This is a genomic window from Azospirillum palustre, from assembly GCF_002573965.1.
GTDB classification, from domain to species: domain Bacteria; phylum Pseudomonadota; class Alphaproteobacteria; order Azospirillales; family Azospirillaceae; genus Azospirillum; species Azospirillum palustre.
Genome location: NZ_PDKW01000040.1, coordinates 148,444 through 162,122 on the forward strand (window position 1 = coordinate 148,444; position 13,679 = coordinate 162,122).

The window sequence follows — 13,679 nt, forward strand, 5'->3', positions numbered from 1 at the left end:
CGGGATTTTTTCCCGCTCGATGCCGTGCACGGCCAGGATCGGCATCCGCACTGTGGCTCGATTGTGCGAAGGGCGGATGGTGACCGAACCGATGGATGGGTTAGCATTCCGTCGATGGTCGTATTTCGGAGTGGACGCCGGTGTCGCTGAGGATGCGCATCCTGGCCCTGATCGGGCTTTTCCTTCTGCTGATGGCAACCGCCGGTGGGGCGGTGATGGTCGCCAATGCCCGCGATGCCGTCCGCGCGGAAATGGCCTCCGCCCTCGAACTGGGCGGCGCGCTCAGTCTCGCGGTGGCGGAGCGCGGTGACATCCCCGGCGGCATCGCCATGCTGAACGGGCTGGGGCTGCGCCACCTGCGCTTCATCGGGGCCGACGGCCTGCCGAAGCCGGAACCGGCGGAACGGCGTGCACCGGACTGGTTCGCCGCGCTGATCGGCGTGGATTTGCAGGAACGGCAGTTGGCGGCGGGCAAGCTGCGCATCGTTGCCGAGCCCTGGGACGAGATCGCCGAGGTCTGGGAGGACATGACCGATCTCGCCGCCGCAACGCTGACGGTCGGGCTGCTGCTGATGGGGGCCGCCTATCTGGCGGTCGGACGCGCCCTGGTCCCGCTGGCTCGGCTGGAAACCGGGGTGGAAAGGCTGCGCGCCGGCAATTACGCCTTTTCCTTCGATGGCGGCGGCGTTCCTGAACTCGACCGGTTGGGGACCGGTATCGCCGCGCTGGCCCATGGGCTGGCAGCGGCGGAGGCGGAGAACCGGCGGGCCGGCCAGCGCATCGTCGCGGCGCAGGATGCCGAAAGGCGGGAGGTCGCCCGCGAAATCCACGACGAACTCGGCGCCGCCCTCTTCGCGATCAAGGTGGATGCCGGCCGCATCCTGCGCCTGCGGGAGGGTGGAAGCGATGGGGACGCCGCCAACGAAGCCGCCGAGCGCGCCGGCCAGATCCTGGACACCGCGGCGGAGGTCCACCGGCTGAGCCGCCGCCTGCTGGCCCGCCTGCGCCCCGCCCTGCTGGACCAGTTGCTGCTGAGCGAGGCGCTGGCCGAGTTGGCCGGCGACTGGAAGCGGCGCCAGCCCGACGTCGCCCTGACCCTTGCCATCGAGCCGGCCGCGGCGGTGGCGGAGTTGGATGGCTGCGACGACGTGCTGCGGCTGACCGTCTACCGGCTGGTGCAGGAATCGTTGCTCAACGCCTTTCGCCATGCCAAACCGTCGGCGGTCGCCGTCAGCCTGCGGGTCGATCCCGAGGCGGTTGAGATCGTCGTCGCCGATGACGGACCCGGCCTGCCGGACGTCGACGAACCGGCAAGGAATGGCTTCGGGATTTCCGGCATGGCGGAACGGGTGCACACTCTGGGCGGCAGCCTGTCGATCGGAACCGCGGCCGGCGGCGGCACCCGTGTGTCGGCCCGCCTGCCGCGGACTGCCCTGTCGCCCGCCCTGTCGCCATCCTCGCCGGCAGCATTGGAGCGCATGGCGTGACCCACACCATTCTTTTGGTCGACGACCATCCCATCGTCCGGGCCGGCTGCCAGCGCCTGCTGGCCGAAGCGGCGCTTGGCCGCGTGGTGGAGGCGGAGGATGTCGGCAGTGCGCTCGATCTATGGCGCGCGGAGCGTCCGGACGTCGTCGTCCTCGACCTCAATATTCCGGGCGACGGCGGCGGCATGGCCGTGCTGCGCACCATCCGCGAGGAAAACCCGGCGGTGCCCGTCCTGATTTTCAGCATGCACGAGGATCCGGCCATCGCCGCCCGCGCGCTGAAGGCCGGCGCCCGCGGCTATGTCACCAAGAACGACGCGCCGGACAGCCTGGCCTCCGCCATCGGCACGGTGCTGGCCGGCCGCATCCATCTGGATAGCGGGCTCGCCCGCGATCTGGCGCTGATGAGCCTGTCGCCGCCGTCCGACCCGCTGGCCGTCCTGACCCAGCGGGAGCGGGAAATCCTGGCCCTGGTCGGACGCGGGATGACCGCGGCGGCCATCGCGGAGCGGCTGGGGATCAGCCAGAAGACGGTCGCCAACAGCTGCACCCAGATCAAGGACAAGCTGGGCGCCGACAGCGCCCGCGCCCTGATCCGCATCGCCATCGACAACGGTCTCGCCGACTGAAGAGCGTCAGCCGCCCTGGGCCAGCGCGCGGCGGAAGGCGTCCAGCGTCTCGGCGCTGACATGGTGTTCGATGCCTTCGGCGTCGATGCGCGCCGTGTCGGCGCTGACGCCGAGGGAGCGGAGGAAGGCCACCACCGTCCGGTGCCGCTCCCGGCTGTCCTCGGCGATCCGCCGGCCGGCATCGGTCAGGAACACCGCCCGGTAGGGTTTGCGATAGACCAGCCCGTCGGCCGCAAGCCGGTCCAGCATGCGGGCGACGGTGGGCTGCGCCACCCCCAGCCTTGCGGCGATGTCGACCTGCCGCGCCTCCTGCCCGCTTTCGATCAGGTCGGCGATCAGCTCCACATAATCCTCGGCCAGGGCGGTCCGCTGGGCCTCCCGCGTCTTGCGGAAGCCCTCGGCATGGAGTTCGGCATCGGGAAGGTCCGCATCGCTGTCAGTCACGCCCCACCCGCCCGGAAAAATGTTCGGATGCTGAAAGTATAGCACCTTGCATACTCGTTGTCCCGGTACATACTTGATTGATACCAGTTCGCATCTTGGCCGGGAGTCACGCCGATGTCGGAAGCCGAAGCCGCCGTGCCGCCCCACGGAGCCTGGAGATATGCCAGCCCGGACGGGGAGCTGCGGCCGAGCCTGCCGGAGGTCCATGCCTCCGTCGCGGTGCCGCAGGGCGGCCTGTGGCTGCGCCGGCTGCTGGCCTTCGCCGGGCCGGGCTACATGGTTTCGGTCGGCTACATGGACCCCGGCAACTGGGCGACCGACCTCGCCGGCGGATCGCAGTTCGGCTATACGCTGCTGTCCGTCATCATGCTGTCGAACCTGATGGCGATCCTGCTGCAATCGCTGTCGGCCCGGCTGGGCATCGTCACCGGGCGCGATCTGGCGCAGGCCTGCCGCGACCATTACCCGCGCCCGGTCAATTTGATGCTGTGGGTGGCGTGCGAGACGGCGATCATCGCCTGCGACCTTGCCGAGGTCATCGGGACCGCCATCGCGCTGAACCTGCTGTTCGGCATCCCGCTGATCGGCGGCGCGCTGATCACCGCGCTGGACGCCTTTCTGGTGCTTCTGCTGATGCAGCGGGGCTTCCGCTATCTGGAGGCTTTCGTGGTGGCCCTGCTGATGGTCATCGCCGGCTGCTTCCTGGTGCAGATCATCGCAGCAGCCCCGCCGGTGGCCGCCGTGCTGCATGGCTTCGTGCCGACGACCCAGGTGGTGACCAACCCCGGCATGCTCTATGTCGCCATCGGCATCCTGGGGGCGACGGTGATGCCGCACAATCTCTACCTCCATTCCTCCATCGTGCAGACGCGGGCCTATCCGCGCACGGACGAGGGGCGGCGCGACGCGATCACCTGGGCCACCGTCGACAGCACCATCGCGCTGATGCTGGCCCTGTTCGTCAACGCGGCGATCCTGATCCTGGCGGCCAGCGTCTTCCACGGCAGCGGCCATACCGAGGTGGCGGAGATCGGCGAAGCGTTCGAACTGCTGTCGCCGCTGCTCGGCCTTGGCATCGCCTCGACCCTGTTCGCGGTGGCGCTGCTGGCATCGGGCCTCAATTCCACCGTCACGGCGACGCTGGCCGGGCAGATCGTGATGGAAGGCTTCCTGCGGCTGCGGCTGCCGCACTGGATGCGCCGGCTGCTGACCCGCGGCCTCGCCATCATCCCGGTGGTGGTGGTGACGGCGCTCTACGGCGAAAGCGGCACGGCCCAACTGCTGGTGTTCAGCCAGGTCGTGCTGTCGATGCAGCTTCCCTTCGCGGTCATCCCGCTGATCCGCTTCGTCACCGACCGCGGCAAAATGGGCCGCTTCGTCGTGCCCGGCTGGGTCGCCGGGCTGTCCTGGGTCGTTGCCGGCCTGATCGTCGTGCTGAACATCAAACTGCTGTACGACACCGTTCTGGGCTGAGCGCTGTTGTGCATCGGGCGGGACGCGTTATGTGAAAGACTGTCCCAAACGGTTGCGCATCGCCGCGGAGGATCGGACATGACCATCGGCCGTCAGCGAATGATATTGGCTTGGCGCGGCGGGCTTCTTGCCGCCGCCACCCTGCTGTCCGCCTCCTGCGCCAACCCGCAGGCCGAACTGGCGCTGCGAGCGCCGGAGGCGATGGTCGGGATGAGCAAGGGCAGCCTGCTATCCTGCGCCGGCGTGCCGGAACGCTCCGCCGTCAACGGCGATGCCGAGTTTCTGGTCTACACCCGCAGGCAGACCCTGGTCGACCGCGACGTGGATTGGGAGCCCAGCCCCTGGCTCGGCCCGCGCGGACCGCTGCTGTGGCAGCCCGACGTGACGACCTGGTCCCGGACCTACAGTTGCGAAGCGACCTTCGAGCTGCATGGAGGGCGGGTCACCGCGGTGCGCTACAACGACAGGCGCGATCCCACGCTGTGTTACCAGATCGTCGGAAATTGCATGCGCTAGGCGCCGGCCGGTCGGGCTATCTGGCGGCCTCTCGGCACCCCGTCAACGACAGGGGGCCGCCGAGCCAAGGATAAAGGAGTCGACATGCAAGGCAAAACAACGTCCTGGCTGCGCCGGGCCGGACTGGCCGGCGGCATCGCGCTGGCCCTCTTCGCCGCCCAGGTCGCAGAAGCCGCGGCAGAGACCGTGAAACTCGGCGTCATGGGCGGTGCGGAGGAGGAGATCGCCGAGGTGGCGAAAACGGTGGCGGCCGGCAAGGGTCTGACCGTCGAACTGATCACCTTCTCCGACTACAACATCCCCAATGCGGCGCTGGATGCCGGCGACCTCGACGCCAACGCCTTCCAGCACAAGCCCTATCTGGAGGCCCAGATCGCCGCGCGCGGCTATAAGATCGTGCCCATCGGCTTCACCATCGTCGAGCCGATGGGGCTCTATTCCCGCAAGATCAAATCCGTCGGCGATCTGAAGCCCGGCTCCAGCATCGGCATTCCGAACGACCCCAGCAACGGCGGCCGCGCGCTGAACCTGCTGGCATCGAACGGCCTGATCAAGCTGGCGCCCGGCAAGGGCCTGTCGCCGAGCATCCTCGACATCGCCGAGAATCCGAAGGCGCTCAAGCTGGTGGAACTGGAGGCGGCGCAGCTGCCGCGCGCCTTGGAAGACTTCGACGCCGCGATCATCAACACCGACTATGCGGTGAATTCCGGCCTGACCCCGTCGAAGGACGCGCTGATCCAGGAGCCGCGCGAAGGCAACCCCTACGGCAACTTCATCGCCGCGCGTGAAAAGGACAAGGATCGTCCCGCCCTGAAGACGCTGGTCGACTCCTTCCAGTCCAAGGAGGTCCGCGACTTCCTGGAGACCCGGTTCAAGGGCGCGATCCTGCCGGCCTGGTGACCGATGCCCTGCCGCCTCCCCACCTTTGCGGGCAGGAGGCGGCAGAAGCCCCGATCGGGCGGTCAGGCGGCCGGAAGCGGCGATGCCTGGCGGGCGAGGAGCTTCCAGGCTCCGTCGACCTTCTTCCAGACCTGCAGCACCTTTATGTGGGCGGTGTTGGTCTTGCCGTCCGGCAGGTTGTTGACCGAATCGAAGGTGTGGCGGGCGACAGCGATGTCGCCGACCACCTGGATCGCATGGTCGCTGAGGTCCAGCGCCTTGAAGGCGTTCTTGCCGTCGAGGCTGCCGACGAAGGCGGCCTTGTCCTCCAGCCGGCTGTTCGAATGACCGTAGGTCAGCTGGTCCATCGTCATCGCCCGCAGCGTGGCGCCGTCGCCCGCCAACATGGCGTCACGAAGCCCGTTCACCGCCTTCGCCACCGCCTGCTGATCGTCATCGGCGGCAAGGGCGCCGCGCAGCGGTGCGATGGCGGCGGGCATCGCCAGCCCGGCGGCAGCGGCGGCGAGCAGGATGCGGCGCGAGCGGATGTGGCCGGATTTGAACGCAGTCTTCTTGAGCATGGTGACCCTCCCATTCGATTGCAGTCACGCCCACCCGAAACGCTGGCGGGCATGCAATGTAATATACTAGTATCCACGTCAGTGCCACAAACCGTTGGGGTGTGCGCCGGTTCGCCGCAGAGGACCGGATCGGCCTCCACATGGATTTCCGGTTGGCATGCCCCCATCCGCATGGGCTATGTGACTTTCCGGAGATCATCTTGTGATTGGCTGCGCCGGACGGGGCGGGCAGCTATGCTCCCGGCCGCGGAGACGGATTTGAGAGCGGGGAGAGGGGCATGACGACCAGACGGCGAAAACTGCCGCGCAAGCGCAAGGGCCGGCAGGCGACCGCGGTTCGCGGGTCGGCAGGGGAGCCGGTCAACACCGGACGGCCATCCCAGGGTGGCTTGACGACGGCCATCAGGGGGACCGCGGCGACCGCGGGCATGGCGGCCAAGGGCCGCAGCCGGGTGCGCTACGTGCCCACGCCGGACGCCGCCGCCGGCCGCTTCCTCAGCCCGGAACAGCAATTTCTGCTGAAGAAGCGGCGCGAGGCCGAGCAGCGCGAGGCGAAGGACCGGCGCACCGCCTTCGCCATCATCCTGGTGCTGGTGCTTCTGGCGGCGGGTGCGGTCGCCGGTCTGGTCTGGCTCTGGCGGTCGTCAGCCCTCTGACATCGCCTCGCTCAATGCGTCGCCCCGGCCAGTGCCGCGGCGTAGCGTTCGGCCAGCAGCGGGCTGGCGGCGGCGCAGGCCTCCGCCACCAAGCGGGAGCCCTGGACATAGGCGTCAGCCCGCTCGACACTCCAGGACAGCGGACGTTCGACCGCCAGCGCCTGCAGGATTGAGATCTGCTCGGCAAGCTTGATGCGCTTGGCTCCTTCGGGCGCAGCGGCGAGGCGCGCGGCCTGGATCGCCTTGCGCTCGGCAATCGCCTTGCCGACATCCTCCGGTGCGTCGCTGACCGCGGCGACGAGATCGGCGACCTCCTGCCCGAATCGTTGGGCCAGATCGGTGACGTTGGTCAGCCCATCCTCCACCGCGTCGTGCAGCCAGGCCGCGGCGATCTCGGCGGGCGTGCCGCCGGCCTGCGCCACGAGTTCCGCCGTTTCCGACAGATGCGAAACGAAGGGCGTGCGCGCCCGGTCGGGCCGATAGGTGCCGTCATGCAGTTCCGCCGCGTAACGCAGCGCCGCGATGACCACTTCCTTGTCCATAGACATGTGCTCTCCTCCGCGCCGCGGGCGGGCGGCGGAGGCCATGGCCCGTCCCGGCGGCGACAGTCCGCAAGGATGCCCGGTCGGGCGGCGCCCGCGGTGAAGGCGCCACGGCGACCGATCCCCGAATGTTCGCAACCGGGTAGGGCGATGGTCCGCCCTCCTGCGGCCGAAGTCCAGGCCCTCGGCCGGCGGCACATCGCCGCGGCCTGACCTCCGGGGGTGGCGGAGCAAGGCGGAAACCACCTTGGCCCGTTGCACGCGCATCCTCGGCTGCCGGCCTCAACCGCGCCGCTGCTCCAGTGCCTTGACGGCAAGGCACAGGATCTCGAACAGCATCTGCGCACCGGCCTGGGCCGTGGTGGTGTTGGCGTCATACTGCGGCGCCACCTCCACCACGTCGCCGCCGATGACGTCGAGCCCGGCCAGCCCGCGCAGAAGCTCGATGGCCTCCCGCGTGCTCAGCCCGCCGACCTCCGGCGTGCCGGTGCCCGGCGCGAACACCGGGTCGAGGCAGTCCACGTCGAAGGAGACATAGACCGGGCCGTCGCCGACCACCCGGCGGGCCTGCTCGATCACGGCGGGAATGCCGCGCTGCGCCACCTCCTCGGCATGGATCACCGTCATGCCGGATTCGTAGGAGAACTCCCAGAGGAACTCGGTGCTGCCGCGGATGCCGATCTGCACCGTGCGCTCCGGGTCGAGCACGCCGTCCAGCACCGCCTGGCGGAAGGGGCCACCATGGTGGAACTTGGACCCTTCGTAGGGGCCACCGGTGTCGCAATGGGCATCGAAATGGATCATGCCGACCGGCCGGTCCCGCCCCAGCGCCTTGAGGATCGACTGGCTGATCGAATGGTCGCCGCCGACCGACAGCGGAATCACCCCGGCATCCATCACCCTGTTGTAGAAGCTCTCGATGTCGTGATGGCAGGCTTCCAGGTTGAAGCGGCTGGACAGCGGCACGTCGCCGACATCGGCCATCCGGCAGGCCGCCGACGGCACCATTTTCAGCACATATTCGTAAGGACCGATCCGCTCGATGGTCCGCACCGCCCGCGGACCGAAGCGGGCGCCGGCGCGGTTGGTCACCCCCAGATCCATCGGCACGCCGATCAGCGCGACCTCCAGCCCGCCGAAATCGGGCAGTTCGGGCGCGTCCGGACGGGATGGCGCGTCGAGCAGGGTGGAGACCCCGGCGAAGGGTTGGGTCCGCCGCCCCCCGGCGGAGAATTGCAGGGCGGCGACACGCTGGAACTCGGGAGAGTGGATGTCGGCGCCGCCGCTGCCGCTGTATTTCTCACGCAGGCGGTTGAGCTTGTCCGGATCGATCATTTCGAAAAATCTCCTGTCGGAAGGTCGGTCAGGGCTGTTCAGTCCTGCCTTATCCAGGCGCCAAGCAGGCGCGGCAGGTCGCCGAAGCGGGCGATCAGCCCGAAGACGGCCGCGGTCAGCAGCACGAACAGCACGGTGACGGCGGCCATGGTCGGCGTGTAGCCGTAGCGCAGGGCGTTGAAGATCTTGATCGGCAGCGTTTCCAGCGTGAAGCCGGCGACCATGTAGGCGACGATGTATTCGTTGAGCGACAGCACGAAGGCAAAGGCGAAGCCGGAAATCATGTATGGCCGTACCAGGGGCATCACCACCGTCCGCAGCACGGTGCGGTCATCGGCCCCCATGGTCGAGGCGGCCTCGACAAAGCTGCGGTCGACGGCGCCGAAACCCAGCGACAGCGTGACCAGCGGCAGGGTGACGAAGAAGACGGCGTGGCTGACCACCACCGTCCATGGCTCGCCATACTGCCCGAAGGTGGACCAGAAGCTGAGGAACCCCAGCGCGGTGATGACCGGCGGCAGGATGAAGGGCGCCATGCCCAGCACCTCGAACGCCCGCGCCCAGGGCGCCCGCCAGCGCCAGATGAACCACGCCAGCGGAAAGGCGATGGCCACCGCCAGCGCCGCCGAGGACGCCGCCACCACGAGGCTGGCGATCAGCGCCCCGCGCCAGCCGGGATCGGTGAAGATCTCGGCATACCAGGACAGCGACAGGCCCTTGGGCGGGAAGTCGAGCGAGCGTTTGGCGTTGAGCGATACCCCCGCCACCACCAGGATCGGTGCCGCCAGGACGAGGCCGATCAGGCCGGCCATCAGGCTGTTGAGCCAGCGCAGCATCACGCCTCCTCCTTGCGTCCGAACAGCAGGGACAGCCCGACCAGCGCCAGACTGACCAGCACCAGGAAGACCGCCATCGCCGCCGCGAACGGCATGTTGGACTGGTAGATCGCCTGATCGGTGATCAGCACCGACAGGGTCCAGTGCTGCGGCCGGCCCAGAAGCTGCGGCAGCAAATAGCTGCCCAGCGCGAAGACGAAGGCCATGATCAGGGTGGCGACGATGGTGTTGCGCTGGGCCGGCACCACCACGGTGAAGAAGGCCTTGAGCGGCGAGGCCCCCAGCGTCCGCGACGCCTCCACCAGCGCCGGGTCGAGCCGGGCGAGCGCCGGATAGAGCACCAGCACGGTATAGGGGAAGGCTTGGTATACCATGCCGGCCAGCAGCGCGCCGAAGCTGGGCGACAGCGATTGCGGCTCCGCCATCAGCCCGACCGCAACCAGCAGGTTGGTGATGCCGGCGGTGCGCGACAGCAGGGTCGACCACGCAAAGCCGATGATCACCTCCGACAGCGACAAGATCGACAGCAGGAAGACCAGCCAGCGCACCTGTGCCGCCCGCGGCAGCCGCGCCAGCCGGTAGGTGAAGGGAAAGCCGATGCCGACAGCGACCACCGCCACCAGGGCCGCCAACTCCAGCGAGAAGGACAGCACCCCGCCGAAGAAGGCGCTGAGGAACCGTTCGTAATTGGCGAGCACCAGATCGGGCTCGTAGAAGCCGCCGGGGATCCGGCGGGCGACGCTGACCGCGATCATCAGGCCGAAGGGAATGACGAAGAAGACGACCAGCATCAGCGCCGGAAACAGGATCGGCGCATGCTCGCCCAGGCTGCGGGGGGCGCGGCGGATCATGACCCCCTCCCCTCCGGCGGCAGGACGACGCAGGCCTCGGCCGGAATCTCGACGATGACGGCGGCACCCGGTTCGACCGCCGGGCGGTCCTGCGGCCGGGTCAGCGCCACGATCTCCCGCCCGGCAACGTCGATGCGGAACTCGACGCTGGCGCCGAGATCGCGGACGAAGGACAGGGTCCCGGCCAACCGGTTTGCCCCTCCAAGCGCGGTCGCCGGATGCAGCAGCACCTCCTCCGGCCTGACAGACAGCAGGGCGCGGCCATGCGGCGGCAGTCCGGCCAGGACCAGTTCGCCTCCCGGCACGCTGGCGCGGCCGGGGGCCGTCACCTCGCCTTCCAGCAGGTTGGTCATGCCGATGAAGTCGGCGACGAAGGCGTCGGCGGGCCGGCGGTAGACCTCCATCGGCGGGGCGGCCTGACGGATCCGCCCTTCCGACATCACCACCACCAGATCGGCCATGGTCATCGCCTCCCGCTGGTCATGGGTGACGACGATGGTGGTGATGCCCAGCCGGCGTTGAAGCTGCTTCAGTTCGATCTGCATCGCCTCGCGCAGCTTGGCGTCGAGCGCCGACAGCGGCTCGTCGAGCAGGAACAGCTTCGGCTCCAGCGCCAGGGCACGGGCGATGGCGACGCGCTGGCGCTGGCCGCCCGACAGCCGCGACACCGGCCGGTCGGCCATGCCGGGCAGGCGCACCAGCTCCAGCAGGCTGTCCGCCTTGCGGCGGCGCTCATCGGCGGGAACGCCGCGGATGCGCAGGGGATAGGCGATGTTCTCCCCGGCGCTGAGATGGGGAAACAGGGCCAGCGACTGGAACACCATGCCGAAATCCCGCTTATGGGCGGGGGTCGCGGTGATGTCGCGGTCGTCGATCAGCAGTTGGCCGCCGGAGGGTTCCTCCAGCCCGGCGATCATCCGCAGAAGCGTGGTCTTGCCGCAGCCGGAGGGGCCCAGCAGGCAGACGAACTGACCGTGCGGAATGCGCAGGCTCGCCCCATGCACCGCGGTGAAGCTGCCGTAACGCTTGGTGAGACCGTCGAGAACGAGGGCGGACATGGGCGGGCCTTCGGATCGTTCGGAAAGGACGGAGCCCTTCCCCTTCCTTTTGGATTTCCGTGCGATTCACGCTTCAGACGAGTCCGTCTGAAGCGACCGCACTCGGGGGAGAAGGGCGCGCGCGGCTCAGCCCACGATCATTTCCGTCCATTTCTGGTTCAGCCAGTCGGCCTTCGACACATAGAGGTCATAGCGCGGAACGATGGGCGCCAGATCGGAGGAGACCGCGGCGAACTCCTTGTCGGTCAGGTCGGTGGCCGACCGGTCGATGGTCGGCGAGGTGCCGACCTTGCGCGACAGCAGCGCCTGGATTTGCGGCTGGCTCATGTAATCAATAAAAACGTGGGCCAGATCGCCGGCCTTGGAGGCCTTGGACACCGCCCAGCTGCCGGAATCGAGGATGCCGCCCTCCTTGGGGAAGGTGGAGCGCACCGGATGGCCGTCGGCGGCGGCAAGCCCGGTGACGTCATGGTAATATTGCCCCATCGGCACTTCGCCGGACTTCAGCGCCGCCTCGAACTGCGCCTCGTCGCGGTACCACAGCTTCACATTGTTCTTCAGCTCGGCCAGCTTCTTGAAGCACTCCAACTGGCCCTGCTCGCTGTCGAGATGCTTGGGGCCGCCGAAGAAGGTGGCGGCGGTCACGTCCAGCAGGAAGGAGTTGGAAACCAGCGCCAGCAGGCCCAGCTTGTCCTTGTTGGCCGGGTCCCACAGCGCCGCCCAGCTCTCCGGAGCCTGGGGGTAGCTCTTGGTGTTGGTCACCAGGGTGATGTACCAGGACACCGCACCGACGCCCGACAGCCGGCCGTCGGGGTATTTGTTGATCAGCGCCGGCTTGACCTTGGCGGCGTTCGGCAGCTTGGCGGGATCGAGCGGCGCCCACAGCTCTGCGGCCATGCCCTTCAGCATCGCCACCTGGGACATCATCGACACGTCGGCCGGCGCCTGCTTCGCGCGGGCGGCCTGCTCAAGCTGGATCAGCCACGCCTCGCCCGTCGGTTCGGCCACCGCCTCCACCGCGATGCCGGTCGCCTTGGTGAAATCCGGGAAGATGTGCTTGTCGAAGCTGTCCTTGAAATAGCCGCCATAGACCCCGACCTTCAGCGACTTCGATTGGGCCCGGACGATGGAGGGAAACCCCACCGCCCCCACCGCCGCAGCTGCGGCCGCCACGCCCGCCCCCGCCAGCACCGCTCGCCTGCCCAATCCCCTGCCCAGTCCCGCGCCGATCGTCATAGCGTGTCTCCCTCTCGCCGTTGGTCAGCCCCGATGGAAATGCATGACGGAAGTAGACGGCGACTTTGCGGTCCCACACATCCGGAATTTTTTGTATCTTACTTCGACAGGAGCCGAAGTAAGTCCGGCCCAAACCCCATCCAGGCCGGAGGGTTGCCGATCGCATGAGCCGGATGACCATCGAGACCGCCGATCTACGGCTCTTTCGCCTGTTCATGACGGTGGTCGAGTCCGGCGGCTTTACTGCGGCGCAAGGCGAACTGAACCTGTCGCTTTCCACCATCTCCACCCATTTCGCCGAACTGGAAGGGCGGCTTGGGGTGCGGCTGTGCCGGCGCGGCCGCTCAGGCTTCAAGCTGACGGAGGAGGGGCAGGCGGTCTATGACGAGCTGCGGCGGGTGTTCGACACGCTGGACCGGTTCGGCGCCCGCGTGCGGGGCTTGCGCGACCGTCTGACCGGAACCCTCAGCATCGGGCTGGTGGACAACACGCTGACCGACGCCAATTTCCCGCTGGAGCGCGTGATCACCCGCTTCGCCGATGCCGCGCCCGAGGTCAACCTGTCCATCTCGACCCGGCCGCCCAACGAGCTGCTGCGCGACGTGGTCGGCGGCGAGCTGCACCTCGCCATCGCCAGCTTTCCACGGATCGTGCCCGGCCTCTCCTACATCGACCTCTACACGGAAACCAACCTGTTCTATTGCGGGGCCGGCCATCCGCTGTTCGACCGTCCGGACAGCATGGTCGATCTGGACGAGGTGCGCCGGCACCGGCTGGTCGCCCGCAGCTATTGGGGGGCGCGCGACATCAAGATCTTCGCCATCAGCGCCCCGCATGCGACCGTCGGCGACATGGAGGGGGCCGCCCGGCTGATCCTGTCCGGCCGCTATCTCGGCTATCTGCCCGACCATTACGCCGCCCCCTTCGTCCAGGCCGGACGGCTGCGCGCCCTGCTGCCGCGGGTGCTGTCCTACCACTCGCCGTTCCAGATCGCCGTCCACAGCGAGCGGGCCAGGACGCCGGTGGTCGATCTGTTCATGACCCTGACGCGGGAGGAGATCGCCGGCCGCTGATTGGCCGACGCCGCTCCTCCTTCAAATCCGCTCGCGATCCTGGGATTTGGTATACCATGCTACCAAAGGCCAACATCGGGGAG

15 protein-coding genes are annotated in these 13,679 nt (G+C 68.3%); 7 read left to right on the top strand and 8 right to left on the bottom strand.

All coding sequences use genetic code 11. From position 1 onward, the window contains the following. Positions 1-140: 140 nt before the first annotated feature. Positions 141-1,487: an ATP-binding protein gene (locus CRT60_RS10605; RefSeq protein WP_244592403.1), complete on the top strand. Its 1,347-nt coding sequence runs from the start codon at positions 141-143 to the stop codon at positions 1,485-1,487. Continuing rightward, a complete protein-coding gene (locus CRT60_RS10610) occupies positions 1,484-2,116 on the top strand; it encodes a response regulator (RefSeq protein WP_098736399.1) in 633 nt (210 codons plus the stop codon). Before CRT60_RS10605 ends, CRT60_RS10610 begins: the two co-directional genes overlap by 4 nt. 6 nt (positions 2,117-2,122) lie before the next feature. On the opposite strand, the gene mntR is transcribed toward CRT60_RS10610, so the two are convergent. Continuing rightward, complete coding sequence (gene mntR / locus CRT60_RS10615) at positions 2,123-2,560, bottom strand: manganese-binding transcriptional regulator MntR (RefSeq protein ID WP_098736400.1); 438 nt, start codon at positions 2,558-2,560, stop codon at positions 2,123-2,125. A 114-nt stretch (positions 2,561-2,674) separates the two neighbouring features. Between mntR and CRT60_RS10620 the strand changes: the two genes are divergently transcribed. The 3 genes from CRT60_RS10620 to CRT60_RS10630 all read left to right on the top strand — a co-directional run bounded on the left by CRT60_RS10620 (position 2,675) and on the right by CRT60_RS10630 (position 5,449). Then, a complete protein-coding gene (locus CRT60_RS10620) occupies positions 2,675-4,033 on the top strand; it encodes an Nramp family divalent metal transporter (RefSeq protein WP_098736401.1) in 1,359 nt (452 codons plus the stop codon). Between the two features lie 78 nt (positions 4,034-4,111). After that, positions 4,112-4,549 carry a hypothetical protein gene (locus tag CRT60_RS10625; protein WP_098736402.1) on the top strand — a complete coding sequence of 146 codons (438 nt, stop codon included), beginning with the start codon at positions 4,112-4,114 and terminating at the stop codon, positions 4,547-4,549. A gap of 84 nt (positions 4,550-4,633) precedes the next feature. Next, complete coding sequence (locus tag CRT60_RS10630; protein WP_098736403.1) at positions 4,634-5,449, top strand: MetQ/NlpA family ABC transporter substrate-binding protein; 816 nt, start codon at positions 4,634-4,636, stop codon at positions 5,447-5,449. A 62-nt stretch (positions 5,450-5,511) separates the two neighbouring features. Here CRT60_RS10630 and CRT60_RS10635 read toward each other — a convergent pair whose 3' ends face one another. Beyond that, on the bottom strand, positions 5,512-6,009 hold the full coding sequence (locus CRT60_RS10635; RefSeq protein ID WP_244592404.1) for a nuclear transport factor 2 family protein: 498 nt from the start codon (positions 6,007-6,009) through the stop codon (positions 5,512-5,514). Positions 6,010-6,287: 278 nt separating this feature from the next. Here CRT60_RS10635 and CRT60_RS10640 point away from each other — a divergent pair, with 278 nt between their 5' ends. Further along, a complete protein-coding gene (locus CRT60_RS10640) occupies positions 6,288-6,665 on the top strand; it encodes a hypothetical protein (protein ID WP_098736404.1) in 378 nt (125 codons plus the stop codon). 11 nt (positions 6,666-6,676) lie between these two features. Here CRT60_RS10640 and CRT60_RS10645 read toward each other — a convergent pair whose 3' ends face one another. From CRT60_RS10645 to CRT60_RS10670, 6 genes are all read right to left on the bottom strand, one after another. Next, positions 6,677-7,213: an HD domain-containing protein gene (locus tag CRT60_RS10645; protein ID WP_098736405.1), complete on the bottom strand. Its 537-nt coding sequence runs from the start codon at positions 7,211-7,213 to the stop codon at positions 6,677-6,679. A 276-nt stretch (positions 7,214-7,489) separates the two neighbouring features. Further along, on the bottom strand, positions 7,490-8,542 hold the full coding sequence (gene speB, locus CRT60_RS10650; protein WP_098736406.1) for an agmatinase: 1,053 nt from the start codon (positions 8,540-8,542) through the stop codon (positions 7,490-7,492). A gap of 38 nt (positions 8,543-8,580) precedes the next feature. Continuing rightward, positions 8,581-9,378 carry an ABC transporter permease gene (locus CRT60_RS10655; protein WP_098736407.1) on the bottom strand — a complete coding sequence of 266 codons (798 nt, stop codon included), beginning with the start codon at positions 9,376-9,378 and terminating at the stop codon, positions 8,581-8,583. Next, on the bottom strand, positions 9,378-10,229 hold the full coding sequence (locus tag CRT60_RS10660) for an ABC transporter permease (RefSeq protein WP_098736408.1): 852 nt from the start codon (positions 10,227-10,229) through the stop codon (positions 9,378-9,380). The genes CRT60_RS10655 and CRT60_RS10660 overlap by 1 nt, the downstream gene beginning before the upstream one ends. After that, on the bottom strand, positions 10,226-11,287 hold the full coding sequence (locus CRT60_RS10665) for an ABC transporter ATP-binding protein (protein WP_098736409.1): 1,062 nt from the start codon (positions 11,285-11,287) through the stop codon (positions 10,226-10,228). The genes CRT60_RS10660 and CRT60_RS10665 overlap by 4 nt, the downstream gene beginning before the upstream one ends. Before the next feature lie 126 nt (positions 11,288-11,413). Then, positions 11,414-12,523, bottom strand: coding sequence for an ABC transporter substrate-binding protein (locus tag CRT60_RS10670; RefSeq protein ID WP_098736410.1), 1,110 nt, complete (start codon positions 12,521-12,523; stop codon positions 11,414-11,416). Positions 12,524-12,687: 164 nt separating this feature from the next. Here CRT60_RS10670 and CRT60_RS10675 point away from each other — a divergent pair, with 164 nt between their 5' ends. Then, positions 12,688-13,596 (top strand): LysR family transcriptional regulator, encoded by a 909-nt coding sequence (locus CRT60_RS10675; protein WP_098736411.1) that lies wholly within the window; start codon positions 12,688-12,690, stop codon positions 13,594-13,596. Positions 13,597-13,679 lie beyond the last annotated feature (83 nt).